This window comes from Erythrobacter sp. 'gip.4 top 5' (assembly GCF_056495765.1).
Genome location: NZ_CP200270.1, coordinates 2,135,009 through 2,158,401, shown reverse-complemented (window position 1 = coordinate 2,158,401; position 23,393 = coordinate 2,135,009). Strand labels below are relative to the sequence as shown.

The window sequence follows — 23,393 nt, the reverse complement described above, 5'->3', positions numbered from 1 at the left end:
ACGACGACCTGCTACCTGCGGCTCTCAGACCAGCCGCCAAGAACAAGGAGCCACGACCATGTCCAGCGGGCGAACGCTCTCTCCCCGTCCTGTTACGCGGCCCTCTGTGCCGAGCGAGCAAGGCGGCAATGATGCCAGCGGATCAGCGCCGCGCTTGGCAGGCAACCTCCAGGACGCGTTTCTCAACCTGCTGCGCAAGAACAAGATTTCCGTCACCATGTTTTTGGTGAAGGGCGTGAAATTGCAGGGGATCATTACCTGGTTTGACAATTTTTCGATCCTTCTGCGCCGCGACGGACAATCCCAGCTGGTTTACAAGCACGCGATCAGCACGATCATGCCGGGGCAAGCACTCGATCCTGCGCAATTCGGTAGCCAGTCCGGTAACCGCAAGCAAAAGCAGTTGCAGGACGTGTTTCTCAGCCGCGTGGCGGAAGCCAACGTGCAAGTCACCATGTTCCTTGTGAACGGGGTGATGCTTCAAGGCCGCATTGCGGCCTTTGATCTGTTTTGCATGTTGCTTGAACGCGATGGCGCTGTGCAACTTGCTTACAAGCACGCGGTTTCGACAATCCAGCCTGCCAGCCCGGTCGACCTTAGCGTTGGCGATGAGGATGGCGATGATTTTGGGGCAGACGACTGAGTTTTGATAGCGATCTTCAAGACGAGGTAACCCGCGGCGCGCGGGCCCTGGTCCTGTGCCCGGACATCCGGTCGCTACGTTATGATCTCGACTCAGGCGAACGTCTTGCCGAAGCCGAAGGTCTGGCGCTCGCCATTGGCGTTGTGATTGCGCATTCGGCGATATTACCGGTGCGCCAGATGCAGCCCAACACTTTGTTCGGCTCGGGCCAGGTCGAAAATATCGCGGTGTGGTGCGAGCAATATGAGGTCGAACTGGTTGTCGTTGATGGCGCGCTTACGCCAATCCAGCAGCGCAATCTCGAAGACAGGCTGAAGCGCAAGGTGATCGACCGCACGGGCCTGATTCTTGAAATCTTTGGCGAACGCGCGGCCACGGCTGAAGGGCGCCTTCAGGTCGAACTGGCGCATCTCGATTACCAGCAGAGCCGATTGGTGCGCAGCTGGACGCACCTTGAACGCCAGCGCGGCGGCTTTGGCTTCCTGGGCGGTCCGGGGGAAACCCAGATTGAGGCTGACCGCCGGATGATCCGCCAGCGCATGGGGCGACTGCGGCGAGAACTCGATCAGGTCAGAAAAACCCGCACGCTTCACCGTGAACGCCGCGGCCGCGCACCATGGCCCGTGGTGGCGCTGGTGGGCTACACCAACGCCGGCAAATCGACCTTATTCAATCGGTTGACCGGTGCTGAGGTGATGGCGGAGGACTTGCTGTTCGCAACGCTTGATCCGACGATGCGTGCCATCGGCCTGCCCGGCGTTGAAAAGGCGATCCTATCCGATACCGTAGGCTTCATCTCCGACCTTCCGACCCAGCTTGTAGCAGCGTTCCGTGCCACCTTGGAAGAGGTGACCGCTGCCGATGTGATCTGCCACGTGCGCGATATGGCGAACCCCAGTCACGCGGCTCAGAAAAAGCAGGTGCTCGACGTGCTGGCCGATCTCGGCGTGGTCGATGCTGAAACGGGAACCAGCATGGTTCCAATCCTGGAAGTCTGGAACAAGTGCGACCTTCTGGACGCGGATGATTTTGCAGAATTGCATGAAGCGTCCGAGGGGCAGGGGGCTGTGATCCTCTCGGCGGTGACGGGCACAGGCATTGATTTGCTTGAGAGTGAACTGGCCCGGATGCTCACCAGTGCGGCGCGCGAAGTCAGTTTTGTTCTGCCGGTGAGCGACGGGCGGCGGATCGCCTGGCTGCACGCGCATGGTGACGTCTTGGCCGAAGACGATGCCGAGTTCAGTGATGACGGGCCCATGCGGCGTCTGACTGTGCGGCTCAACCCCAAGGAACTGGGGCAGTTCGCCAGCCTTTCGTAGGCGTTTACTCGCCTTTCTTGACACGTTGCCAAAGCGCTTCCTTGGCCTCCAGTGACAGCGCGGGAAAGGCAGGTCCAGCGAGTGCTTCCATTCCTCGGAAGCGGTTTTCGAACTTCGCATTTGCGGCGCGAAGGGCGTCTTCGGCAGAAATGCCGTGTGCGCGGACGAAATTGACGACTGCAAACAGCAGATCGCCAGCTTCCTCGATCTTATGCTCTTTCGTAACTGCGGCTTTAAGTTCTTCGGTTTCCTCCGTTATCTTGGCTTCCGAACCTGACGGATCAGGCCAGTCGAACCCTGTGCGGGCAGCACGTTTCTGAAGCTTTTCAGCGCGCATCAGGGCGGGAAGTGCAAGGGCAACGCCCTCCAAAGCGCTTTCGGTCCCTTTGGCCGCGCGTTCCTTGGCTTTGAGATCCTCCCAGCGCGCTTCATCCATCCTTCCTCCGGCGTCGCCAAAGACGTGTGGGTGGCGGGCGATCATCTTGGCGTTTATTGCGGCCGCTACATCGTCAAAGCTGAAGAAACCTGCTTCTTCAGCGATGCGCGCGTGGAACACGACCTGGAACAGCAAGTCGCCCAGTTCATCACAAAGGTCACCCATGTCCTTGCGCGCGATAGCGTCCGCAACCTCGTAGGCTTCTTCGATTGTATAGGGTGCGATTGTAGCGAAGTCCTGCGCGAGGTCCCATTCGCACCCGCTGGTCGGATCGCGTAATTGGGCCATAATGGCGCGCAGGCGGTCGATAGGGGTCTGTTCAGAGGTCTCGGTCATATCGGTCCTCAAGTTTGATAATATATATTATGTAAAACTTAGAGCAAAGCGCTCGTGGTTCCCTGGGCCACAAAGAACCACTCCACGATGAGAAACAGCCCCAGAAAGATTGTTAGCCAGATCAGCGCCAATTTCGCCACCCGGCTCCATTGCAATCGGTAGGACGCCAACGCCGCAACGCACACGATCAGCCAACCCAGGCTCGTCACGATCGGCAACAGCAACTCGGGACTCATGCCATCATTTCCAGGCCATCGAAGCCAACGGTCACGAACGCAGGAACTTCCTCACACAGCTTGCGATAATCCATGCTCTTGTCGAGATGGCTCAGGACCACACGATCAGCTCGGGCTTTTTCGCCAAGCTCCATCGCCATCGCCAGATGCGCGTGAGTTGGATGCGGTTCACGTCGGAGGCAATCGCTCACCAAAATGTCGACGTTGTGGAACAGATCGATCATCTCATCGGAAATGGCACTAAAATCGGTGGCATAGCCGATACTCTTGCCGTCCGCTTCGAAGCGATAGGCGGTCGTTTCACCCGGACCATGTGCCATCTGGCACCAGTCCACGCCAAAGCCTGCAATCATTCGCAGCCGGTCAAGCGTTTCGAGCGTGCAGATGGTTGGATAGCCTTCTTGCCCTGCAAAGACATAACCAAAGCGCTGGCGCAAACGCCGCACAGTTTCCGTCTCGGCAAAACCCGGAATTGGTCCGCCACGACCATAGCGCAAGGTGCGCAGATCATCGATGCCGTGGCAATGATCGGCATGGTCATGCGTCCAGAACACTGCGTCGATGTGACCGACATGATTTGCCAGCAACTGCGCGCGGCAATCCGACGAGGTATCGACCAGCAGTCGCTTGCCTTCGTCGCTTTCGACCATGATGGACACGCGGGTGCGGCGGTTGCGCGGCTCGTCGGGATCGCAGTTGCCCCAATCGCCGGCGCCGTCGGGCCCACCCAGCCGCGGCACCCCTGTCGAAGTGCCTGAGCCGAGCATGACCAGCTTCACAGGCGCGCCTTGTTGAAAAGATTGAAGAAATTGGCGGTGGTTTGCGCCTTTAAATGTTCCACGTCTGTTCCACGAAGATCAGCGATGAACGTGGCGGTGTCAGCGACATAGGCCGGCTCGCACACCCGTCCGCGATGCGGGACCGGCGCCAGAAAGGGGCTGTCTGTCTCAACCAGCAAGCGATCCTCAGGAACGGTCTTTGCAACCTCTTGCAAGGCTTTGGCGTTCTTGAAGGTTACGATGCCCGACAGCGAAATGGTGAGACCCAGCGCCAAGACCTTTTCGGCAAATTCAGCCGACGCGGTGAAACAATGGATCAAGGCGGGGTAAGCGCCCTTCCCCATTTCCTCGGCGAGGATCGCGTGGGTATCATCCTCGGCATCGCGGGTGTGGATAATCAGCGGCAGCTGCGTTTCGCGAGCAATATCAATATGCATCCGAAACAAGGACTTCTGCACGTCTCTGTCCGACTTGTCGTAATAGTAATCAAGGCCGGTCTCACCAATCGCGATCACGCGGGGATGCTGCGTTGCCTCAAGCAGAGCAGCTCGCCCGAGATCGTGGTGTGCATCGGCTTCGTGCGGGTGAATGCCGACACTGGCGAACACGTCCGGTTCGCGCGCAGCGGTCGCAACCACCTGATCCCATTCGCTCTGCCGGGTCGAAATGTTGAGGAATGCCCCCACCCCCGCTTGCCGCGCGCGGTCCAGCACGTTCGCCTGATCTTCGACCAAGCCTTTGTGTTCAAGGTGGCAGTGGCTATCGACCAGCATCAGGCGGCTTCGCTCTTGTCAGCAGGCAATTCGAGGCGTGGGAACAGCGGTGTCGGCGCGGCAAGTCTGTAACTACGGGCAACGAGACGGGTAAACCAATCGCTATCGCTGAACGCGTCGTAGTCTCGTTCGTCGTCTGGAATACCAAGCTGATCGAGCAATGCTGCCGCTTTGTTCGGCACAACAGGCTGGATCGCGATGGCAAGATCGCGCAGCGCCACGAACAGCGTTTGCAACACGGCCTTCATTCGCTCCGGATCGGTTTTCTTCAATCCCCAAGGCGCCTGTTCGTCGACATATTGGTTGCAGGCATAGACCGCGCGCAACCACGCCTCAATCCCGGTCGAGAAGGACAGGGCTTCAAATTCGCGGGGCAGTTCTGTTCGGCAAGCAACCGCGACAGTCGTGAGAAGTGCGGTATCCGCTTCGGTCTGCTCAAAAGCTGAAAGCGTCCCGTCCATGTTCTTGACGATCATCGACAACGTGCGCTGCGCGAGGTTGCCGAAACTGTTGGCCAACTCCGCATTTGTCCGCAAAACAATCGCTTCAGGCGAATAGCTGCCATCCTGTCCGAAGGCGACGTCCCGCATCAGGAAATATCGCAAGGCATCCACGCCGAAGGTATCTGCGAGCGCCAGGGGATCGGTGACATTGCCGAGCGACTTCGATTCCTTCTGGCCGCGGTTGAGCAGGAAGCCGTGACCAAACACCTTTTTGGGCAGCGGCAAATTGGCGCTCATCAGAAACGCAGGCCAGTAAATCGTGTGGAAACGCACGATGTCCTTGCCGATCAGGTGCAGGCTGGCCGGCCAAAAATCGCCCATTTCGTCGGGATAACCCAACCCCGTCAGATAATTGGTGAGCGCATCGACCCACACATACATGACGTGGGCATTGCTGCCGGGCACCTTGACCCCCCAGTTAAAGCTGGTGCGGCTGATTGAAAGATCGCGCAAGCCGCCTTCGACAAAGGCGACCATCTCGTTGCGGCGGCTCGCCGGTTCGAGAAAGCCAGGTGTCTTCAGCAATTCGAGCAGCTGGTCCTGATGCTTTGAAAGCCGGAAGAACCAGCTTTCCTCGACCGTCCATTCGACCGGCGTGCCTTGCGGCGACAGCTTTTCGCCGCTCTCGCCTTCCACAAGCTCGCTGGCGTCATAATAGGCTTCGTCACGAACGGAGTACCACCCTTCGTAACGACCAAGGTAGAGATCGCCTGCAGCCTCCATTGCCTGCCAGATCGCTTGGCTGGCACGGTGATGATCGGGTTCCGACGTACGGATGAAGCGATCATAGGAGATATCAAGCGCGTCGCACATCGTTCGGAAATATCCGGACATTTCGTCAGCAAGGTCGGACGGCGTGCGGCCCTGCTCCTCGGCCTTACGCGCCATTTTCAGACCATGCTCGTCCGTGCCGGTCTGGAACCGCACGCGGCGGCCCTTTAGGCGTTGAAATCGCGCAATCACGTCGGCAGCGATAGCCTCGTACGCATGGCCAATATGCGGGCGCCCATTGGGGTAGCTAATGGCGGTGGTGATGTAGAAAGGGGTGTTGTCGGGTTCAGCCATGGGCCGGTTCGCTAGCGGGGGCAGCGGCGACAAGCAAGCTGCCGATCTCGAAGGGAAGCATCCCGGGATCGAAATTGGCAGTGGGCGCTTCGGCCGCAAGCCGCACAAGCGCGCCATGCGTTTCGATCAGACGCACGCGGGCGTTGTCATCGTCAGATGTGCGCGCAGCGCGGGCGACCAGCGATTGGGCGAGGTCGAGCACGGCCTGCACGCGATCACGATCTGCGCGCAAACCGATGAGACGAGCGAGCTCACCTCGCCCTGCAAGCCCTGTGTCGCCCGCGCGCAGAAGCCCGGAAATCACGCGTGCGACAGGTGCGAGATCTTGGGCGGCGAACCGCTTGGCTACACCAAAGGAACCTTCAGCCGCGGCAATAGCCTGCGGATCGGGCGCGAGCCCTTCGTCCGCCAGAAGCGCAGTCAGCTGGCTTTCGGTCAGCACCGGGAAGCGCAAGGTGCGGCAGCGTGAGCGGATGGTTGGTAAAAGCCGCGCTGGGCGGTGTGTGACAAGCAGGAAGAAGGTGCCGACCGGAGGCTCCTCAAGGCTTTTGAGCAGCGCGTTGGCGGCGGATTTCTCCATGTCGTCTGCCGGATCAATAATGATCGCGCGGCGGCTGCCAAGCGTTGGGCGGGTGATCAGCCGGCGCTGCATCGCACGGATCTGCTTGATGCGGATCGAGCGCGCACGCTCGAACGGCTTGCCATCGGCCTGCGCCTTTTCGCCCTTGTCGTCCTTGGGCCCGTAGGTCAGCGTAATGATGTCGGGATGTTCGCCAGTGGGCTCTGGGATGCCGGGTTCGGCGACAAGTTCGTGTGCGGCTGCAAGAGCGAAGTCGCATTTGCCCAGCCCGGCTTTGCCGGCAAGCAGCCAGCCATGGTGCATTCGCTCTCCCGAAAGCGCGTCGCGCCATTGGCGCCAAGGTTCCTCGTGATTGGGCCAGCGGATCATGCAATCAGGTTTTCAAGCGCGGCAAGGATGCGTTCATGGACGAGCGCCGGTGCGCCTATGCCATCAACCCGGCAAAAGCCATCCGGATCGGCGTCGGCAAGTTCGCGGAAGAACGCGACGACGGCGCGATGATAGGCAGCAGAACGTCTTTCGATTGCGTCTGTCGTTTGGCCGCGTTTGGCGAGTCTGTCGGCAAGAACAGTCTCTTCCCCTTCCAGAAGGATCACCCGATCAGGCCGGAGACTGTCGCTGCCAAAGGCGTGGATCGCAGTAATCGCCTGATCTCCTAACCCACCTGCTGCGCCTTGGTAAGCGCGGCTTGAATCGACAAAGCGATCACAGATGACCCATTCGCCGCGGTCAAGCGCGGGACGGATGAGATGCGCGACATGATCGGCGCGGGCAGCGGCGAAAAGCAGCGCTTCGGCTGAAGCAGGCCAGCCGGTCGGCCCCGGCGGATGAAGCAAAAGATCACGGATCGCTTCGGCACCTGGCGTTCCCCCCGGTTCACGCGTTATGACGACGGTCAAGCCGCGTGCCTTTAATGCTTCGGCCAGCAGTCGGGCCTGGGTCGATTTGCCAGCGCCCTCGCCACCTTCAAAGGCGATGAATCGGCCGCGCAGGGCGCTCAAGAGAACACCGCCGCGATGGCATTGATAATCCGGTCGAACGGGCGCGCAGTGCCGACGGCTTCAGCGGCATAAAGCGGTACACGCGCGGGCGCGACACCGGGGGCCGTTACTTCAAGCACGGCGATTTGCTGTCCTTGCGCGATCGGCGCACGCAGCGGCCCTTCGTAGCGGATCGTCGCTGTCAAGGCACCGTTACTTCCGCTTGGCAAGTTGATCGCTACCGGCCCTGCGGCCTTCAAGCTTACGCTTCGCGCGCTGCCATCCTGCACTCGCGCTGCGCCGATAACTGCGCCGGCCGCAAACAGGCGCCGGCGTTCAAAGGCGTTGAAGCCCCACTCGATATAGGCTTTGGCCAGCCGCGCCCGCAGCCGGCCGTTTTCCACACCGGCCAGCACCATGACCAGACGCTGCCCATCGCGCCGCGCTGTGCCAAGGTACGAAAATCCCGATTCGTTGGTGAAGCCGGTTTTGAACCCGTCCGCGCCAGGCACGCGCCCGATCATCGGATCGTGATTGATCTGCGCAATGCCTTTGTAATCGAAGCCGGAGCGACCGATGTAATATCCAAACTTGTCCGGGTGCCGGGTAATCACCGCCCGCGCCAAGGCCACCAGATCATTGGCAGTGGTGAATGTGCGCCCCTCGTCGGGCCAGCCATTCGGCGTGCTGAAATGGCTCCCCGTCATTCCGAGACCCTGCGCTGCGGCGGTCATGGCTGTCGTCCAGGCCGCAACCGAACCCGCTTGGCCCTCGGCCAGCACCGCCGCCGCATCATTGCCCGAAACATTGGCGATGCCGAGCAGCAGGTCATCAACACGGACCTGTTCGCCGCGATCCAGAAACATGGTGGAGCCTCGGCGGCGCCATTCGCGTGCGACGTTCGGACTCATCGTGAAGACCTGCGCAGGATCAAGGCGACCCGCTTCAATCAGTTCGAAGGCGAGATAAAGCGTCATCACCTTCGTTACTGAAGCGGGCATGAAGCGCGCATCAGGCCGACGGGCGTGAAGCACTTGTCCACTGCCAAGATCGACCAGCAGCGCCACGGGCGCCTCGGCGGCGCTGGGAACAGCGGGTGGGACCGCACCGGGATCCGGCACCCGCGCAAGCGCAGGCAACGCCATTGCGGCAAGGGTTAGGGCACATAGTCGAAGGATTTGCGGCAGTATCACGGCCCGGCCTATATCTGCCCCCTTCTCGCTTGGCGAGGCATGGCGATGTCTCAGTTCACGATTTCGTCAGCCAGCAGCCCCACGCTCATCGCGTAATAGCTTGAGCAATTATATTCGAGAATCGCGCGGTAATTGCCGGTTACCAGCCAAGCGGGTGCGCCAGGTCCATCTGGCTGAAAGAATGAGGCCATGACGTCATCGGCCAGACCGCGTTGTGCGATGACGCCCGCTGCGCGCCATTCCGCCACAGTCATCCAGCGGCTCAGGCGTTCATGCACGCGAGGACAGACCGGTGACACCAGCCGGGTGCGATAGGCCGAAACATCAAAGCCCGCAGGGACGCTTGCGCGAACACCCCAAGGCTGCCCCTGACGCCATCCAGCATCACGAAAATAATTGGCGATCGAGGCAAAAGTGTCAGCACGGTTGGAGAAGATGTCCGCGCGCCCGTCTCCGTCACCGTCCGTTGCAAGGCGAAGATAGACGCTGGGCAGAAACTGCGGATTGCCAAAGGCGCCAGCATAGCTGCCCACCAGTTGTGAGCGGTCAAAGCCCCGATCCGCGATCTTCATCAGCGCCACGAATTCGCCTGCAAACAGCTCGCGCCGCCGTCCTTCCCAGGCCAGCGTTGCAAGGCTACGGGCCAGATCGAAGTCACCCTTGACCCGGCCATAGCTGGTTTCATGCCCGAAGATGGCAACAATGATCGGCCCCGGCACGCCATATTCCGCTTCGATTCGGGCAAGCAGATCGCGATGCTGGCTGTAAACAGCACGCCCGCCTCCGATTCGCGACGCATCGACATGGGTGGCGATGTAGTTCGACATCGGCGGATAGCCGCGCGACGTTCCGCTGCCGGGCTGGTTGTTATCAAGCGCGATTACGCGAGAATTGGGTGTCAGCCCTGAGGTCATGCGCGCCACCGTAAATGGGCGCACACCTTCGCCCAGCGCGCGCGCTTTGAGAACCTCAAGATAGGCATCAAAGGAAATGCCATCAGCGCTTGCTTGCGCCGCCGCCGCCGGAGCAGCAGCTGGCGGCGCGCCAAAGATTGCGGCCAGGCTGAGTACCAGCGCTGCAGCGGGAAAAAGTCGGTTCATCATGTCCATACGGATGTCATACTCTACATGAATTCCCAACAACCGAACGGGGGATGACTTGAACAAATCTCTCGGCTAGAGGGCGCAGCGTCGCAGGTGAATGCACGATGCGCGCATGACATAAGCCGGATGCGATCGCGGACAGGTGGCCGAGTGGTTTAAGGCAGCGGTCTTGAAAACCGCCGTAGGTGCAAGCCTACCGTGGGTTCGAATCCCACCCTGTCCGCCAATCAAGCAAAAAAACCCCAAAATACCGTGGATTTTTGCAGTTTTGGGATTGGACTGCTAACCAATCTGATAACCAAAATTTGACCGGCTATGACGTTTCGTGACGTCTTCACCGTGCTTTTAGGGTGGAAAAAAGCCCCGGCGTTTTGAGTCTGGTTCATTCCCGGCTGAACCATGTCCCGATTTTAGGGGGGTAGGGCGGTCCAATCCCCAAGGGGGTATGGGGGGAGAGAGCGCACAGGGTTTTTGAGTGGGATTTGCGGGGGTTTTGAGGGGGTTTTCAGCGTTCTAATCGACCGAAAAAATCACCCAACCGGGGGTTTTCTCCGTCCCTACATTTCGATTTTCGATTTTGTTGGTCGTAAATAGTCGATCCATTGCCTGTTTAAATTTGGCTTTTGTTTGCCGACGCCGCCCGGTGCGACCCGCAGGCCTACATCAGCAAAATACATATCTGTCACAATGCAGGTAGGCGTCAGCGCGTCGGTATCGGCCCATTCTGCATCTGTGATCGGTGCAGGATCGAACACAGCATCATTCGCAGCGACGGGCAACGCAGCGCCCACTGGCCGCGCACCGGCTGGCATTGGTGGCATGATACCCCCGAACCAGCGCCAGCCCTTTACATTTTCGCAATCGGACAGCTCCGCAAGGGTGTGCCAATCGCCGCCGGTGCCAGCGGTTATGAAATTGGACCACGTGCGAGCGTTTGCCGCCGGATCGTTCGTTTCGCCGTGAGGCGCGTTCCATGCCTGCCAATCCGCAAGCCGCTGTTCGTCCGGTGCAAGGCCTTCCGACGCGGTGTAGAATGCGCCACTCACCAGTAGCCACTTGCCACGGTCCGCATCTGGATCGATTGTCTGCAACGCCTCCAGTGCCAGAGCATAGGACTGTGCGCGGTGGCCCTCACCCGGCTTGATGCGCTCCGAAGCCCCAGCCCGCCCGCCTGTGAGCGACCATTCGGGGGCCACCGCGCGGGGTGCCGTCAAAATCGCCGGATCGTAGAGCACTATGTGCCCACCATCGCCGCGACGATCCACACCGGACCCCAGCACGTCCCCATCGGTCGGTGCATGTGTTCCGGGCATCAGGTCCACGATGCAATGCCACCCGCCAGACTTGGTGCGCTGTGTGGCGGTTGGTGGCACGATCCAGCCGTTCGCTTGCAATGTGCCGGTATCTGATTTGCCGTTTTTTTTCGTCCAGATCGATAGCCATGCGACCGGACCCCATCGCCAACCCTATCCATGCGCCAGCCCGCTCACCGGCCCACATTCGCCGGATTGTCGCAGCGTCGGTAGTGGCATGGTGGACGCCCGCAGGCGCATCGGCTGGCAAGCCTAGCAGCTCATTCATGGAATCTTTGCTGTAACCCGTGCCGTTGTTCGGGACGATCGGGAACACGGGTCAGCCGCATGATGCAGCATGTAACGCCGCTTCCACGCCGGACGGGATGACTTGTCTTTTCGGCACATTTTGGGTAGCGCTTTCCATGAGGTAACTCGTTCCGCTCCGCACGCCCTGACCGGCGTTGCGGGACATCTTTTTGGGCCGTACGGAAGTAGTCTCCGCCGTTTCAATTGTTTTTATTCAAGAATTGTGCACGTTTCACGATGCCGCTCACCAATGGTGACGGTTTACGGCGATTTATGCCGTCAACGCCGCTTCGCGCTGCCGCGCCAGATACGCTTCGATGTCCGCACGCAAATAGCCGACGCGACGCGCGCTTAGTTTGATCTTTCGCGGGAATCTTGGATCGGATGCAGCTCGGCGGCGCATGGTCGGTTCGGACAGGCTTAGATCGCGGCACGCCTGTTCAACGGTCAAAATTGTGATGTCGGTCGTCATGGGATGGCCTCATGGGCTGGAATGTTTTTGGGAGCGTCCGGCATCCACCTGCAACGCACCGGCCCCTCCCCGGCACAGGGTCATCCAACCCTACCACCGGGCTTCCCGCGGTTTTTCCGGCATCCACCTGCAACGCCTTTGGTTATTAGACCTCAGGCCTGCCAACAACGTGGCATCGCCCAAGAATATGCGTTAGGCGTCAAAAGTCTTCAAGCGGAGAAGTGCAAATGATCGATTTTAAAAACGGGGTGCTATTCAAACTTAAAGAAAATGCTGAGTATGCAAGCAAGGTTCGAGACCTACTTTTGCCGGATGAAACTGTGATCGGATCGTTCAAGGCCATGCGTGACGGGGTTGTTTTTACCGATAAGCGTATCATTGCTATCAATGTTCAAGGTATCACTGGCAAAAAATATAGATTACTCATCGCTTCCATATAGCAAAATTATTGCATTCTCTGTTGAAACTGCTGGATCGTTTGACCTAGAATCTGAGCTAGAATTGTATTTTTCAGGCTTAGGAAAAGTGAAGTTTGATTTCACCGGCGGGTCTAACATCATTGAAATATCGAGAATGATTGCAGGATTCGCGCTCACTAATACCAAATCCCGATGAGGCTGACTCATGGGGGATTTCCAAGGCGCTGATTTTCTGATTCACCGGAGCAAGCACGAGGAGGCTTGCGATGGCGACGGCGATTGGTGTTCGATCAGATTTCACTTCGCGGGATTTGAGCCGATTTTCCCGACGATGTGACGATCCGGATCAGGTACGGCGGTTGTTGGCGTTGGGCTTGATCCTGGACGGCAGCAGCCGGAGCGAAGCGGCCAAAGCGGCTGGCGTGACGCTGCAGGTCGTGCGGGATTGGGTGATCCGCTTCAATGCTGATGGCCCGGACGGGCTGATGTCACGCAAGGCCCCCGGCAAAGTCTCGATTCTGAGCGATGAGCAGCGCCGCGCTCTTGCGCAGCAAGTTGAAGCAGGCCCGATTCCTGCGGCGCACGGGGTTGTCCGCTGGCGTCTCATCGATCTGGCGCAGTGGGTGTGGGATGAGTTTGGCCTGTCGATTACCAAACAGACGCTGAGCCGTGAGATGCGCGCGCTGGGCTTCCGCAAGCTCTCGGCCCGCCCTCGTCATCGTGGCCAGAAAGCGGATGACATTGCCGATTTTAAAAAAACTTCGCAGGCCAGTTGGCAAAAATCCGACTATCCTTGCCGCACGGCACCGCGATAGAACTGTGGTGGCAAGATGAGGCGCGCATAGGCCAACAGACCAAGCTCACCCGCCGCTGGGCCAAGCGCGGAACCCGGCCCTGTGCGCCCAAAGACCAGCGCCGGGCCTCAGCCTGGATCTTCGGGGCCATCTGTCCCGCCGAGGGCAAGGGTGCTGGCATCGTCATGCCCCGTTGCAACAGCGAGGCCATGAGCATGCACCTCGAAGAGATCGCCTTCCACGTCGCGCCGGGGGCGCATGCCGTCTTGATCCTCGATCAGGCCGGATGGCATGGCTCGGCGGAACTGGTCGTGCCCGCCAACATCACTCTCATGCCGCTGCCGCCCAGGTGCCCGGAGCTCAACCCCGTCGAAAACGTCTGGCAGTTCATGCGCGACAACTGGCTCTCCAACCGCATCTTCTCATCCTACGACGACATCGTCGACCATTGCTGCTTCGCTTGGAACAAGCTCGTCGATCAGCCCTGGCGCATCATGTCCATCGGCATGCGCCAATGGGCGCATGGGTTCTGATCAATGGGACTTGGTATAAATAGGCTCATGCAATAAGTTTTGCCCATTGCGCCGCATACAATGTGGCATCCATTGTTAGATAATCTGCCCATTGCTGCCCGCAGCGACGTTCAAATGCGTCGCCGCGACGATATGCCCGCTCCACTTTGTTATCGATCGTGTGCGCCAACGCTTATTCTGCAATCGCGTCCGGGTGCAATGTTGTTTCCGTGATCCAATCGCAGAATGCGGACCTAAAGCCGTGCACAGTCAGCCCATCGCCGCGCATCCCGCGCAGCATTTGCAGCATCGCCATATTCGACAGCGGACGCTTTGCGCGTGCGCCCGGAAAGACATAGGAACTGCCCTCTAGCCGGGGTGTGCTGCACAGTAATTGCACCGCATGTTGGGACAGCGGAACGCGGTGTTCCTTTCCTGCCTTCATGTGTTCCGCCGGGATCGTCCACGTCGCGGCGTCCAAGTCAAATTCTAACCATGTCGCCGCTAGGGTTTCGCTCGTGCGGGTGTCGCACAGGATCGTCAGCAAAAGCGCCCGCGCTGAATAGTCCGGCTTGGCCTCCAGTTCGGACACGAATGCCGGAACGTCCTTCCAATCCATCGCGCGATAGTGCGAGCGGACCTGTTTGCCGTTCAAGCCCGAATATCGCAGTGTCTGACGTTCAGCCGGGTTGTGATGATTGGCGAACAAGGCCTGCCGCGCTGGATTGCTGTTGTCGGCCATTGCCGCCGCCTTGGTGGAATTGATGACCGTTTCAATCCGGCTGCGCAGCCAGGATGCAGTCTCCCGTGCGCCGCCCCACAGCGTGCCAACATATGCGCCGCGAATGTAGGGTTGCTGGAGCACGCCCTTCACGTCCTCCAGCGTGATTTCATGCGTCAGTTTGTCGCCAATCAGCGGGTAGGCATAGGACTCTAGGCCGTGTTGACAGAAGGGATTCCCAAATCCGCTTTGTTCTGATTCAAGACTGCTTTTTGAGGAGCAGTCATGGGTCGCGGAGACTTGTCGGATGCGGAAATCGCGGCGCTTAGCATGATGTCCGGCCACGCGGTCGAATGGGGCTTTCTTAGCATGTTTGCACTGCTGTGGCTCGCTTCGGCATGGTGCTTTCACCGTGCCGTGACTTCATGAATCAGCCCGCCCAAAAAACGTGGGCGAGCAGCCTCATGCGGTCGCTGGCCAAGGATTGCGAGCATGCGCACATTCCACTTCTGTCGGTGAGCGCAGCACTTGCAACCTGTCAAAATGCCATGCGATCAGCCCCATCCGAGCGAACCGGTCCAGCCAGCCGCTCATGGGCCAGAAGCCCCACTTGTGCCGGAACTCGCCCGCATTGAACACGATGTCGTGAAAGTGCTGGAGCGGCGGATCGAAACTATCGTGGTACTGGTGGCAGGCCAGCGCGCCGCCCAGAAAGTACAATGGCACGCCCGCATCCCGGGCCGCGAAGCCGAAGTCCGTGTCCTCTGCGCCGTAGCCTGTGAACCGCTCGTCGAAGCTGCCGATACGGTGGAAGGTATTGCGCCGGATCGCAAAAGCCAAAGACCAGAACAGGCCCGGTTCACTTACCGCTGCCAACCCCTGCTTCGGAAAGGGACGAACGGGATGCGGTTTGCCTTTGTCCAGCAGAGCAGCCTCATCCCAATCACTCGCCGCATCGCCTGGCCCTAAATAGCGTACCTCTGCGCAGATCAAAGCGTCATGATCGGTACAGGCCGCCGACAGGTGCCCGATGCAATCGCGCATTGGGATGCAATCGACATCAAGGAAGATGAGCCGCTCGCCCTGCGCACACGCTGCCGCGCGGTTGCGGGCTTCCGCCAACGGCAGGCCGTTGGTCACCAGTCGCTCGATCCGCACGGGCAGATCATTCAGCGCGACAGACACGGGGGTGTCGCTCATGTCGACAATAACCACCTCGTCAGGCTGCACGGCACTGCGGCGAACCCCTTCGAGGAGATTGGCAAGATGAGCCGACCGATTGCGGACGATGGTAAGCACCGAAAGGCTCATAGCCGTTCCCATAGGTCGAGCCTGTAACCTTCATGCTGCTCGGCGGCTGCGCACCTGAAATGGCCTGCCGAAGCGAGTGCAAGAGCGCCCGTCGCCTCATCCGCGGTGCAGGGGTAAGTAAGCGCTGTCCCGAGCCCACCTTGCGCGGTTGATGTGAAGCGCCGAGTTTCTGCACCCTGATATTGGGTGAGGCGCTGCTCCTATGATAATCTCTGGTGATGATCCTGTGAGCAAGGGCGCTCAGCGGTTCGAGGTATTCACTGGCGCCGGCAAGCGCCGCGACTGGTCCGACGCGGAGAAGGCTTCGATCATTGCGGAGTGCTGGCCTGGCGGCGAGCCGGTCACTGCAGTTGCTCGCAGGCACGCAGTGGATCCTTCCCAGATATACGGATGGCGCAAAGCGCTGATCAGGCGGTGCAGGGATCACGGTGTGGCTGTTTCAGTTGCCTTGGAACGGCAAGACCCTGCATTCGTGCCGGCGGTGATCGCGCCTGACCCTGTCAGACCACGTCGACGTCGGCGGGCCGAGCCCGCGGCGATCGAGCTGGAGATCGGCGGCGTGCTGGTCAGGGTCGGCAGCAGCGCTGATGCAGATACGATCGCCGCGGTAATCACCGCCCTTCGAGCATCACGATGATCGGCCCGGCGCCCGGCGCGAAGGTGATGGTGGCAACGCGTCCTGTGGATTTCCGCAAGGGAGCAGACTCGCTCGCCGCGCTGGTGGCAGCAGAGTATGGCGGCAAGCCCTATTCCGGCGTGATCTATGTCTTCCGCGCCAAGCGCGCGGACCGGATCAAGCTCGTCTGGTGGGACGGAACAGGCCTATGCCTGATGGCCAAGAGGCTAGAGCAAGGTGCTTTCAAGTGGCCCCGGATCCAGGAGGGCGTGATGCGGCTGACTGCGGCGCAACTGGGCGCATTACTCGAGGGTCTGGACTGGCGCAGAGTGCACGGCGGACGCCGCCCGATCGCACCCCAGATTGCTGCTTGACGGGGTGCACCGAGCCTGATTCAACCTGCATATGCTGATGGAAGCCGACCTTCCCGATGACGTTGATGCGCTGCGTGCGCTCGTCCTCGAACAGGCCCGCGCATTGGCCGATCTCAGCGATGCCATCCTGCAGGTCGATGGCTATGGCGCCTACACCGCGCTTGCCCGGCGTCATCAACAGATCCGCCTCGCCTTCTGCTGGGCGCACGTGCGCCGCAAGTTCTATGAGCTGGCCGAGAGCTCGCCCGTGGCCGCCGACGTGCTGCGCCACATTGCTTCCCTCTACGCCATCGAAGACGATATCCGCGGGCTACCTGCTGACGAACGTCGCGACGTCCGCGATCAGCGCAGCCGTCCGATCATCGACGACCTGCACAGGTTCCTCGAAGCACGCGGTCGGCAGGTCAGCGCCAAGGCGAAGCTCGGCGAAGCGATCAGCTACGCCCTCAAACGCTGGGATGGGCTGACACGCTTCCTCGACGATGGCCGCATCGATCTCGACAACAACGTCGTCGAGCGCGCCATCCGCCCGCTGGCTCTCAACCGCAAGAACGCGCTGTTCGCCGGCTCCGACGAGGGCGGCGACAACTGGGCGGTGATCGCCACGCTGATCGAAAACTGCAAACTCACCGGCATCAACCCGCACACCTGGCTGACCGCAACGCTAACCAGCCTCGCCAATGGTCATCCCGCATCGCGCATCGAAGAGCTCCTGCCGCACGCTCACGTGGGCTGAAAACACCGCTTACGAGCATAAGGCCGAATATCGCCCCCAATTGCATTACTCGGCAATTAAACGCTGCCTACTCCGCTACTGCCCGATCTGTGATGGCAACGAGTTGAGGCGATCAATGTATTCCAGTAACCGTGTGGCCGTCATCAAGTACATCTGAAGCGGGCGCCGAGAGGCTGTATTGGAAGCCGCTAGGTTCAAATAGCGCATCCACCTCCGCATGCAGGGCATAGCGAGGCTGATCGATGATTAGTGCTGATCCAAAACCGTTTGCGCGCGGCTCGACGACAGGAGGGCCACCGCGTTCCGTCCAGCCGAACCGGAACATCTTCCCATTTTCGTCGAGCGACCAGCATATCTTCAGGGTTCCCAAATCATTGGAGAGGGCGCCGTATTTGATTGCGTTCGTGGCGAGCTCATGAATTGCCATACCGAGGACTTGCGCCGCAGTGGCTTGCAAGCGCAAATCCGGCCCCTCGATCACGATCCGCTGGTCAATCAGCGGTTTCAGAAAGCCGAGTTGTGACAATACCAGGTCCTGCGTCGGTATACTGCGCCAGGTATTATGAACCAAGATATCCTGATTGGCGGCCAGCGCCGCAAGCCGCCGTCCAAGCCTCTGCGCCAGATCTTCCGGATTTCCGGCTGCTGTCTGTGCCGCAATCGACTGTACGATACTGAGGAGATTTTTTGAGCGATGGTTGATCTCATTGATCAGTATCTTTTCCCGACGTTCCGCCTCCTTACGGTGTGTCACGTCATTTATTGACGCGAAAAACAGATTGTCGGGTTCGGCGAAATATTGAATCCGAACACTTACATCGTATCGAGAACCGTCCTTGCGACGATGCTGGGTTTCCAGCTCCAAACTCTCGATCTCCCCTTGGAGCAGCGGCTCGACAAATGTGCGAAATGCCCGTTCGTCATAATCGGGCTTTAGATCCCACGGCGTCATTCTCCGCAATTCGTCAATCGAATAGCTAAGATTTTCGCGGGCGCCCCGATTGACAGTCTCGAAAAGGAAGCCTTCGCAGAAAAGGCATAGGCTTCGCTCACCGATTCTTCGACGATCTTGCCGAGTCTTTCGTTGAGTGAGCGGGCCATCAGCCGTTCAAGCTCCGCTCCCGACCTGTTGGCTAACAGGGCAATCACCTCGGATATCCAATCCGAATTCAGTATAGGCTTGTCATCCAGGATCGTGAGAAAGCCGATGACAGTTCCGTCTGACGCCTTCAGCGGTGTGCCGATGCAACCCTCGGCACACGTCGTTTCTCCCAAAACGCCTTCTTTCGAAAATGTGTTATGCAGCTGTTCCGGGTAGATACAGTCCCCGCTCTTGAGAAGATGCTCCCATATCGAATTGCGCCACGGCAACCGCATGTTCGGAGCGATCCCCTTGTCGTCCCGGAAAATTATCGTCTGCGCAGCGTTTTCGTTTCCCAATTGGTATTGCCCGAACAGCACCCAGCGGACGCCGAGGACCCTTGCTAAGGTTTCGGCTGCCTCGGAAAAGAAAGCTTCCCCGACCACTCCAGCCGTCTCAAGGATGATCTGGACCGTCAATACCTCACGGTGAGCCTGGGGATCGGCCAAGCTTTCTAGCTGGGGCACTCAATTCACTCCTTGCTCGCTGGACTCGACCTAGGCTCACGCCTTGAAACACCATTTTCTTCTGATCCGACCGGAAAGCTCAGCCAAACAGAACAATGCACGCGTCCTCGACCGCCATCGGCTTCTGGCAGTGCGGAACATTTCTAAATCGCTCTGGGATGACGGCTCGATCATAGCCGGTTACAAACAGGAAAGGGACGTTGCGCTCCGTCAGCAAGTCTGCGACCGGAAAGGCCATGACCCCGTGCAGGTTGAGATCGACGAAAGCGGCATCGATGCAATCCGACTGAGCAATTATCCCGAGCGCGTCATCAACTCGTCCGACCGGGCCAAGGACCTGCACCCCTTTGGCCACAAGCGAGCGACACAAATCTGTAGCGATAAAAAAATCGTCTTCCACTACCAGAATGTTCTTACCTTCAAGCCGCTCCAAATCTTGTAGCCTTTCCTTTGCGGAAAGTTTGCCGGATAAAACCACTTCACGCAACAGCCACATCACATTTGATTCAAGAACTTTGCCTAATCGACGAAAATTCCGATTACGCTGCCAGGCTGATGGCGAGTCTTTCGCAATATATGATTGTGTTTGAAAATTAAATTTATCGCAGGCAGCGTTTACAACTGAAATTGGCAAAAAAGTTCAATATGTTTTATTCGTTGTCTGCTCGAAATGATCGATGATTTGCAAAGATTAGCAGTAATTCAAGCATATTTTCGAATGCGTTCGTGAAGATAATTTCCGTCAAACCCAGCGATTTCTGCCAGTTTTCGTGAGTCGATTATCTTGAGTGACCCTTGGCTCAGCTCCATAACCTTAGCCGTCTTAAGGGCCTTCAGAACCCGATTTACATGGACCGGGGTTAAGCCGAGCGCATCGGCGAGTACCAGCTGGGTTAGTGGCATGTGGCATTCGTCATCTGATGCTAGATCGATATTTCGCATGCGGATGTATAATTCGCACATGAGGTGCGCCACTCGCTCGACACTTTTGCGCCGCCCCATGCTCGCAATCCACGACCGCAAAATGCTCTGATCGACGAGCTGTGACCACCAGAAAGCCCGCGTAAGCGTTGGCTTTGTTTGGATCAATGACTCCATTTCGGCACGCGGTAACGACGCGACGCTTGCGGTGGTCAAGGTCATTATACTGTGATCAATCGCGTGAAGAACAGCGATATGAATGTCACAAAAATCACCAGGCAGGATAAATGAAATGATCTGCCGGCCGCCATCAGGCAAGATCTTATAGCCACATGCCCAGCCCTCAAGGATCACGAAGACTGGATCCGGATCATCTCCTTCACAAATAAGGTGGTGGCCTGCGGGAAGCTCGCGCACATTGCGACAGGCAGCCGAAAGCAGCGCCATCTCGGCCTCCCCCAGGCAGCTATATCCACTCAGATGTTTGATAAATGCGTTCGACATATTTCCTTAATGGCAAACTATCCGAAACAATCAGCAACCATGTTGATCTACATTGTGCTGGGTCCAAAAAATCCGAGCATAGTGAATATCGTAAATTTTTTTGAAAATATTTCAAGAATATCCTACAAAACAGACAAATATAATATTTAATGGGTAAAATCTCATGAATGAAATGATCGTCAACGAAGAGGGCGCTCCGGCCCCGCCGGAACCCGATGCCCATGGCCAAGCGGCACTCTTGCTGGCCGAAAGCATTCTGCATGCGTTGGTAGAGACAGATACGCTTTCGTCGGCGGAGGCGCTCTCCGTCATTGACACTACTTGCGAGGTCAAAATCGAACTGGCTCAACGTACTGGCGAATCAAATACGCGAATGAATGAGTCGCTATCTCTGTTAAGGCGAATTTCAAATAGTTTCAAAGCTGGAGTGATTTAAACCGCTAAAATGAAATTAAGATAAATAAATCAAATAAAAATTGAAATTCGATAGCAAGCGGTATTTCTGGTTGAAATTAATATAGATCAATCGCACGAATGCATTTTATGAAACAATCGCCTTTCAGATTATGAAGGGGATAATCCATGGGAAATTCATTTGTAAGGCGGTTGCGAAATATTACAAATTTACAAGAAGCAGATCGATGGATTTTAGAGGACATGTGTCAGATTCCACGAAAAATTTTGGCGAAGCAATTTATCTCTCGTCAAGGTATTGAAGTTTCCAATTTTCCTGTTTTGATAAGTGGTTGGGCGGCGCGATACCAAATACTACGGGATGGCGGAAGGCAAATTACTCAACTCCTTTTGCCTGGTGACGCACTTTACTTCGGATCACGTTCTAATGGAAAGATTGTAGATGAAGTGATTGCTCTTAGTGATTGCCAGGTTGTCGATATTTCGCATGCTGAAATAGAGCGCGCAATTGATGGTTCTCCCCCAATCTACAAAGCTATGCGAAACTACGGTTGTTTGGAGAATGCAATCCTCGCCTCTTGGATTGTGAATTTGGGGCGGCGCGATGCGCTTGAACGAATGGCTCATCTAATTTGCGAATTGCGCTATCGTCTTTCTTTGAACGACGACGTGACCACGGAGGGCGAATTTGTTTTTCCATTGACCCAAGATGATTTTGCTGATGTCCTTGGACTAACACCGGTTCACATAAATCGTAAGCTGCAGCAATTGCGACAAGGTAATTTGATTTGTCTGAGATCAAAGAAGATGCGAATACTTGATTTACCTGCGCTTGAATCGGTTGCTGGCTTCAATATTAAATACATGGTTTACCGAAACGTAAATAAAGATCGAATGCTGGCACCTGTTTGTTGAGGAGAAATAATTCTTTTAAAAATTTGACAGGCATTTTCAATCTGTCGGTTTTTGGATTTTCGCTGGCTCTCTGGCCTTCGGTTTTGAAAAAACCTACTTGGAGGCTCGTAGAGACGGTAGGTTTTTGGGACGTGTGTGTCCTCGGTTAAGCGTTATGTGCCTGACATGACCATTCCCTTATACCAAATCCCGATGAGGCTGACTCATGGGGGATTTCCAAGGCGCTGATTTTCTGATTCACCGGAGCAAGCACGAGGAGGCTTGCGATGGCGACGGCGATTGGTGTTCGATCAGATTTCACTTCGCGGGATTTGAGCCGATTTTCCCGACGATGTGACGATCCGGATCAGGTACGGCGGTTGTTGGCGTTGGGCTTGATCCTGGACGGCAGCAGCCGGAGCGAAGCGGCCAAAGCGGCTGGCGTGACGCTGCAGGTCGTGCGGGATTGGGTGATCCGCTTCAATGCTGATGGCCCGGACGGGCTGATGTCACGCAAGGCCCCCGGCAAAGTCTCGATTCTGAGCGATGAGCAGCGCCGCGCTCTTGCGCAGCAAGTTGAAGCAGGCCCGATTCCTGCGGCGCACGGGGTTGTCCGCTGGCGTCTCATCGATCTGGCGCAGTGGGTGTGGGATGAGTTTGGCCTGTCGATTACCAAACAGACGCTGAGCCGTGAGATGCGCGCGCTGGGCTTCCGCAAGCTCTCGGCCCGCCCTCGTCATCGTGGCCAGAAAGCGGATGACATTGCCGATTTTAAAAAAACTTCGCAGGCCAGTTGGCAAAAATCCGACTATCCTTGCCGCACGGCACCGCGATAGAACTGTGGTGGCAAGATGAGGCGCGCATAGGCCAACAGACCAAGCTCACCCGCCGCTGGGCCAAGCGCGGAACCCGGCCCTGTGCGCCCAAAGACCAGCGCCGGGCCTCAGCCTGGATCTTCGGGGCCATCTGTCCCGCCGAGGGCAAGGGTGCTGGCATCGTCATGCCCCGTTGCAACAGCGAGGCCATGAGCATGCACCTCGAAGAGATCGCCTTCCACGTCGCGCCGGGGGCGCATGCCGTCTTGATCCTCGATCAGGCCGGATGGCATGGCTCGGCGGAACTGGTCGTGCCCGCCAACATCACTCTCATGCCGCTGCCGCCCAGGTGCCCGGAGCTCAACCCCGTCGAAAACGTCTGGCAGTTCATGCGCGACAACTGGCTCTCCAACCGCATCTTCTCATCCTACGACGACATCGTCGACCATTGCTGCTTCGCTTGGAACAAGCTCGTCGATCAGCCCTGGCGCATCATGTCCATCGGCATGCGCCAATGGGCGCATGGGTTCTGATCAATGGGACTTGGTATTAGTCATAGACCGGACGTTTGGGAATTTTCACCGATCTTTCAACCGGTGCTGCGGATTTTAGTCAGACTTTGGCGGCGGACCGCTTGTGAAAGACCAGGCGGCTGAAGTTGTAGGCGAGGTTGGTAAGCGTCAGTTTGGCCAACACGCGTGCCGGCCGATGATCCGGATGAACAGGCCATCGCGT

At 57.9% G+C, this 23,393-nt stretch carries 29 protein-coding genes, 1 tRNA gene and 1 pseudogene; 12 read left to right on the top strand and 19 right to left on the bottom strand.

Annotation, left to right across the window (positions count from 1 at the left end):
* Positions 1-58 precede the first annotated feature (58 nt).
* Both hfq and hflX read left to right on the top strand, forming a co-directional pair.
* Positions 59-643, top strand: a complete 585-nt coding sequence (gene hfq, locus ACRANW_RS10430) for an RNA chaperone Hfq (protein ID WP_479431724.1) — start codon at positions 59-61, stop codon at positions 641-643.
* Positions 640-1,962 carry a GTPase HflX gene (gene hflX / locus ACRANW_RS10425; protein ID WP_479433919.1) on the top strand — a complete coding sequence of 441 codons (1,323 nt, stop codon included), beginning with the start codon at positions 640-642 and terminating at the stop codon, positions 1,960-1,962. The genes hfq and hflX overlap by 4 nt, the downstream gene beginning before the upstream one ends.
* Before the next feature lie 4 nt (positions 1,963-1,966).
* Here hflX and mazG read toward each other — a convergent pair whose 3' ends face one another.
* From mazG to ACRANW_RS10380, 9 genes are all read right to left on the bottom strand, one after another.
* Positions 1,967-2,734 (bottom strand): nucleoside triphosphate pyrophosphohydrolase, encoded by a 768-nt coding sequence (gene mazG / locus ACRANW_RS10420; RefSeq protein ID WP_479431723.1) that lies wholly within the window; start codon positions 2,732-2,734, stop codon positions 1,967-1,969.
* A 38-nt stretch (positions 2,735-2,772) separates the two neighbouring features.
* The gene (locus ACRANW_RS10415; protein ID WP_479431722.1) at positions 2,773-2,970 is read right to left on the bottom strand and encodes a hypothetical protein; all 198 of its coding nucleotides are present in this window, start codon (positions 2,968-2,970) and stop codon (positions 2,773-2,775) included.
* Entirely contained in the window at positions 2,967-3,749 is a 783-nt protein-coding gene (locus ACRANW_RS10410) for an MBL fold metallo-hydrolase (RefSeq protein ID WP_479431721.1), read from the bottom strand. The genes ACRANW_RS10415 and ACRANW_RS10410 overlap by 4 nt, the downstream gene beginning before the upstream one ends.
* Positions 3,746-4,522 carry a TatD family hydrolase gene (locus ACRANW_RS10405; protein ID WP_479431720.1) on the bottom strand — a complete coding sequence of 259 codons (777 nt, stop codon included), beginning with the start codon at positions 4,520-4,522 and terminating at the stop codon, positions 3,746-3,748. Before ACRANW_RS10405 ends, ACRANW_RS10410 begins: the two co-directional genes overlap by 4 nt.
* Positions 4,522-6,090 (bottom strand): methionine--tRNA ligase, encoded by a 1,569-nt coding sequence (metG, locus tag ACRANW_RS10400; protein WP_479431719.1) that lies wholly within the window; start codon positions 6,088-6,090, stop codon positions 4,522-4,524. The genes ACRANW_RS10405 and metG overlap by 1 nt, the downstream gene beginning before the upstream one ends.
* Complete coding sequence (locus ACRANW_RS10395) at positions 6,083-7,039, bottom strand: DNA polymerase III subunit delta' (protein WP_479431718.1); 957 nt, start codon at positions 7,037-7,039, stop codon at positions 6,083-6,085. Before ACRANW_RS10395 ends, metG begins: the two co-directional genes overlap by 8 nt.
* Positions 7,036-7,662, bottom strand: a complete 627-nt coding sequence (gene tmk, locus ACRANW_RS10390) for a dTMP kinase (RefSeq protein WP_479433918.1) — start codon at positions 7,660-7,662, stop codon at positions 7,036-7,038. The genes ACRANW_RS10395 and tmk overlap by 4 nt, the downstream gene beginning before the upstream one ends.
* Before the next feature lie 5 nt (positions 7,663-7,667).
* On the bottom strand, positions 7,668-8,795 hold the full coding sequence (locus tag ACRANW_RS10385) for a D-alanyl-D-alanine carboxypeptidase family protein (RefSeq protein WP_479431717.1): 1,128 nt from the start codon (positions 8,793-8,795) through the stop codon (positions 7,668-7,670).
* Positions 8,796-8,893: 98 nt separating this feature from the next.
* On the bottom strand, positions 8,894-9,943 hold the full coding sequence (locus ACRANW_RS10380; RefSeq protein WP_479433917.1) for a lytic murein transglycosylase: 1,050 nt from the start codon (positions 9,941-9,943) through the stop codon (positions 8,894-8,896).
* Between the two features lie 139 nt (positions 9,944-10,082).
* Between ACRANW_RS10380 and ACRANW_RS10375 the strand changes: the two genes are divergently transcribed.
* Positions 10,083-10,172: transfer RNA gene (locus ACRANW_RS10375), tRNA-Ser, on the top strand.
* A gap of 331 nt (positions 10,173-10,503) precedes the next feature.
* Here ACRANW_RS10375 and ACRANW_RS10370 read toward each other — a convergent pair.
* From ACRANW_RS10370 to ACRANW_RS10360, 3 genes are all read right to left on the bottom strand, one after another.
* A complete protein-coding gene (locus ACRANW_RS10370; RefSeq protein WP_479431716.1) occupies positions 10,504-11,142 on the bottom strand; it encodes a hypothetical protein in 639 nt (212 codons plus the stop codon).
* Complete coding sequence (locus ACRANW_RS10365; RefSeq protein WP_479433916.1) at positions 11,078-11,527, bottom strand: bifunctional DNA primase/polymerase; 450 nt, start codon at positions 11,525-11,527, stop codon at positions 11,078-11,080. Before ACRANW_RS10365 ends, ACRANW_RS10370 begins: the two co-directional genes overlap by 65 nt.
* Positions 11,528-11,818: 291 nt before the next feature.
* Positions 11,819-12,019, bottom strand: a complete 201-nt coding sequence (locus tag ACRANW_RS10360) for a helix-turn-helix transcriptional regulator (protein WP_479431715.1) — start codon at positions 12,017-12,019, stop codon at positions 11,819-11,821.
* A gap of 227 nt (positions 12,020-12,246) precedes the next feature.
* Here ACRANW_RS10360 and ACRANW_RS10355 point away from each other — a divergent pair, with 227 nt between their 5' ends.
* The 3 genes from ACRANW_RS10355 to ACRANW_RS10345 all read left to right on the top strand — a co-directional run bounded on the left by ACRANW_RS10355 (position 12,247) and on the right by ACRANW_RS10345 (position 13,765).
* The gene (locus ACRANW_RS10355) at positions 12,247-12,459 is read left to right on the top strand and encodes a PH domain-containing protein (RefSeq protein ID WP_479431714.1); all 213 of its coding nucleotides are present in this window, start codon (positions 12,247-12,249) and stop codon (positions 12,457-12,459) included.
* Positions 12,407-12,634 carry a PH domain-containing protein gene (locus ACRANW_RS10350; RefSeq protein ID WP_479431713.1) on the top strand — a complete coding sequence of 76 codons (228 nt, stop codon included), beginning with the start codon at positions 12,407-12,409 and terminating at the stop codon, positions 12,632-12,634. The genes ACRANW_RS10355 and ACRANW_RS10350 overlap by 53 nt, the downstream gene beginning before the upstream one ends.
* A 70-nt stretch (positions 12,635-12,704) precedes the next feature.
* A protein-coding gene (locus tag ACRANW_RS10345; RefSeq protein ID WP_479431320.1) for an IS630 family transposase occupies positions 12,705-13,765 on the top strand; the annotation gives its coding sequence in 2 pieces (ribosomal slippage) (positions 12,705-13,197 and positions 13,197-13,765; 1,062 coding nt in all).
* 25 nt (positions 13,766-13,790) lie between these two features.
* Here the strand turns inward: ACRANW_RS10345 and ACRANW_RS10340 are convergent.
* From ACRANW_RS10340 to ACRANW_RS10330, 3 genes are read right to left on the bottom strand one after another with little or no spacing between them, the layout of a single operon-like run.
* Positions 13,791-13,934 carry a hypothetical protein gene (locus tag ACRANW_RS10340; protein WP_479431712.1) on the bottom strand — a complete coding sequence of 48 codons (144 nt, stop codon included), beginning with the start codon at positions 13,932-13,934 and terminating at the stop codon, positions 13,791-13,793.
* A 3-nt stretch (positions 13,935-13,937) separates the two neighbouring features.
* Positions 13,938-14,876 (bottom strand): tyrosine-type recombinase/integrase, encoded by a 939-nt coding sequence (locus tag ACRANW_RS10335; protein WP_479431711.1) that lies wholly within the window; start codon positions 14,874-14,876, stop codon positions 13,938-13,940.
* Positions 14,877-14,927: 51 nt separating this feature from the next.
* Positions 14,928-15,776, bottom strand: coding sequence for a glycosyltransferase family 2 protein (locus tag ACRANW_RS10330; RefSeq protein WP_479431710.1), 849 nt, complete (start codon positions 15,774-15,776; stop codon positions 14,928-14,930).
* Positions 15,777-15,978: 202 nt separating this feature from the next.
* Here ACRANW_RS10330 and tnpA point away from each other — a divergent pair, with 202 nt between their 5' ends.
* The 3 genes and pseudogenes from tnpA to tnpC all read left to right on the top strand — a co-directional run.
* Entirely contained in the window at positions 15,979-16,413 is a 435-nt protein-coding gene (gene tnpA / locus ACRANW_RS10325; protein WP_479431268.1) for an IS66-like element accessory protein TnpA, read from the top strand.
* Positions 16,410-16,766 carry an IS66 family insertion sequence element accessory protein TnpB gene (tnpB, locus tag ACRANW_RS10320; protein ID WP_479431269.1) on the top strand — a complete coding sequence of 119 codons (357 nt, stop codon included), beginning with the start codon at positions 16,410-16,412 and terminating at the stop codon, positions 16,764-16,766. Before tnpA ends, tnpB begins: the two co-directional genes overlap by 4 nt.
* Before the next feature lie 97 nt (positions 16,767-16,863).
* Positions 16,864-17,502 (top strand): annotated as a pseudogene (gene tnpC, locus ACRANW_RS10315) (IS66 family transposase); the annotation flags it as partial.
* A gap of 112 nt (positions 17,503-17,614) precedes the next feature.
* Here the strand turns inward: tnpC and ACRANW_RS10310 are convergent.
* The 4 genes from ACRANW_RS10310 to ACRANW_RS10295 all read right to left on the bottom strand — a co-directional run bounded on the left by ACRANW_RS10310 (position 17,615) and on the right by ACRANW_RS10295 (position 20,535).
* Entirely contained in the window at positions 17,615-18,559 is a 945-nt protein-coding gene (locus tag ACRANW_RS10310; RefSeq protein WP_479433915.1) for an HWE histidine kinase domain-containing protein, read from the bottom strand.
* A complete protein-coding gene (locus ACRANW_RS10305; protein ID WP_479431709.1) occupies positions 18,451-19,110 on the bottom strand; it encodes a hypothetical protein in 660 nt (219 codons plus the stop codon). Before ACRANW_RS10305 ends, ACRANW_RS10310 begins: the two co-directional genes overlap by 109 nt.
* 79 nt (positions 19,111-19,189) lie before the next feature.
* On the bottom strand, positions 19,190-19,606 hold the full coding sequence (locus ACRANW_RS10300; RefSeq protein ID WP_479431708.1) for a response regulator: 417 nt from the start codon (positions 19,604-19,606) through the stop codon (positions 19,190-19,192).
* A 206-nt stretch (positions 19,607-19,812) separates the two neighbouring features.
* Positions 19,813-20,535, bottom strand: a complete 723-nt coding sequence (locus ACRANW_RS10295; RefSeq protein ID WP_479431707.1) for a Crp/Fnr family transcriptional regulator — start codon at positions 20,533-20,535, stop codon at positions 19,813-19,815.
* Between the two features lie 163 nt (positions 20,536-20,698).
* Here ACRANW_RS10295 and ACRANW_RS10290 point away from each other — a divergent pair, with 163 nt between their 5' ends.
* From ACRANW_RS10290 to ACRANW_RS10280, 3 genes are all read left to right on the top strand, one after another.
* Positions 20,699-20,971, top strand: coding sequence for a hypothetical protein (locus tag ACRANW_RS10290; RefSeq protein ID WP_479431706.1), 273 nt, complete (start codon positions 20,699-20,701; stop codon positions 20,969-20,971).
* Positions 20,972-21,117: 146 nt separating this feature from the next.
* A complete protein-coding gene (locus tag ACRANW_RS10285) occupies positions 21,118-21,864 on the top strand; it encodes a Crp/Fnr family transcriptional regulator (protein WP_479431705.1) in 747 nt (248 codons plus the stop codon).
* A 266-nt stretch (positions 21,865-22,130) separates the two neighbouring features.
* Positions 22,131-23,191 (top strand): IS630 family transposase gene (locus ACRANW_RS10280; RefSeq protein WP_479431320.1). Its coding sequence is split into 2 segments (ribosomal slippage): positions 22,131-22,623 and positions 22,623-23,191, totalling 1,062 coding nucleotides; the frame shifts between segments, so codons are not numbered across the junction.
* Positions 23,192-23,393 lie beyond the last annotated feature (202 nt).

Coding starts and splice junctions, on each gene's coding strand:
- hfq (WP_479431724.1), top strand. CDS start 59: ATGTCCAGCGGGCGAACGCTCTCTCCCCGTCCTGTTACGCGGCCCTCT.
- mazG (WP_479431723.1), bottom strand. CDS start 2,734: ATGACCGAGACCTCTGAACAGACCCCTATCGACCGCCTGCGCGCCATT.
- ACRANW_RS10415 (WP_479431722.1), bottom strand. CDS start 2,970: ATGAGTCCCGAGTTGCTGTTGCCGATCGTGACGAGCCTGGGTTGGCTG.
- ACRANW_RS10405 (WP_479431720.1), bottom strand. CDS start 4,522: ATGCTGGTCGATAGCCACTGCCACCTTGAACACAAAGGCTTGGTCGAA.
- metG (WP_479431719.1), bottom strand. CDS start 6,090: ATGGCTGAACCCGACAACACCCCTTTCTACATCACCACCGCCATTAGC.
- ACRANW_RS10395 (WP_479431718.1), bottom strand. CDS start 7,039: ATGATCCGCTGGCCCAATCACGAGGAACCTTGGCGCCAATGGCGCGAC.
- ACRANW_RS10385 (WP_479431717.1), bottom strand. CDS start 8,795: ATGGCGTTGCCTGCGCTTGCGCGGGTGCCGGATCCCGGTGCGGTCCCA.
- ACRANW_RS10380 (WP_479433917.1), bottom strand. CDS start 9,943: ATGAACCGACTTTTTCCCGCTGCAGCGCTGGTACTCAGCCTGGCCGCA.
- ACRANW_RS10365 (WP_479433916.1), bottom strand. CDS start 11,527: ATGAATGAGCTGCTAGGCTTGCCAGCCGATGCGCCTGCGGGCGTCCAC.
- ACRANW_RS10360 (WP_479431715.1), bottom strand. CDS start 12,019: ATGACGACCGACATCACAATTTTGACCGTTGAACAGGCGTGCCGCGAT.
- ACRANW_RS10355 (WP_479431714.1), top strand. CDS start 12,247: ATGATCGATTTTAAAAACGGGGTGCTATTCAAACTTAAAGAAAATGCT.
- ACRANW_RS10350 (WP_479431713.1), top strand. CDS start 12,407: ATGTTCAAGGTATCACTGGCAAAAAATATAGATTACTCATCGCTTCCA.
- ACRANW_RS10330 (WP_479431710.1), bottom strand. CDS start 15,776: ATGAGCCTTTCGGTGCTTACCATCGTCCGCAATCGGTCGGCTCATCTT.
- tnpA (WP_479431268.1), top strand. CDS start 15,979: ATGATAATCTCTGGTGATGATCCTGTGAGCAAGGGCGCTCAGCGGTTC.
- tnpB (WP_479431269.1), top strand. CDS start 16,410: ATGATCGGCCCGGCGCCCGGCGCGAAGGTGATGGTGGCAACGCGTCCT.
- ACRANW_RS10300 (WP_479431708.1), bottom strand. CDS start 19,606: ATGTGGCTGTTGCGTGAAGTGGTTTTATCCGGCAAACTTTCCGCAAAG.
- ACRANW_RS10295 (WP_479431707.1), bottom strand. CDS start 20,535: ATGTCGAACGCATTTATCAAACATCTGAGTGGATATAGCTGCCTGGGG.
- ACRANW_RS10290 (WP_479431706.1), top strand. CDS start 20,699: ATGAATGAAATGATCGTCAACGAAGAGGGCGCTCCGGCCCCGCCGGAA.
- ACRANW_RS10285 (WP_479431705.1), top strand. CDS start 21,118: ATGGGAAATTCATTTGTAAGGCGGTTGCGAAATATTACAAATTTACAA.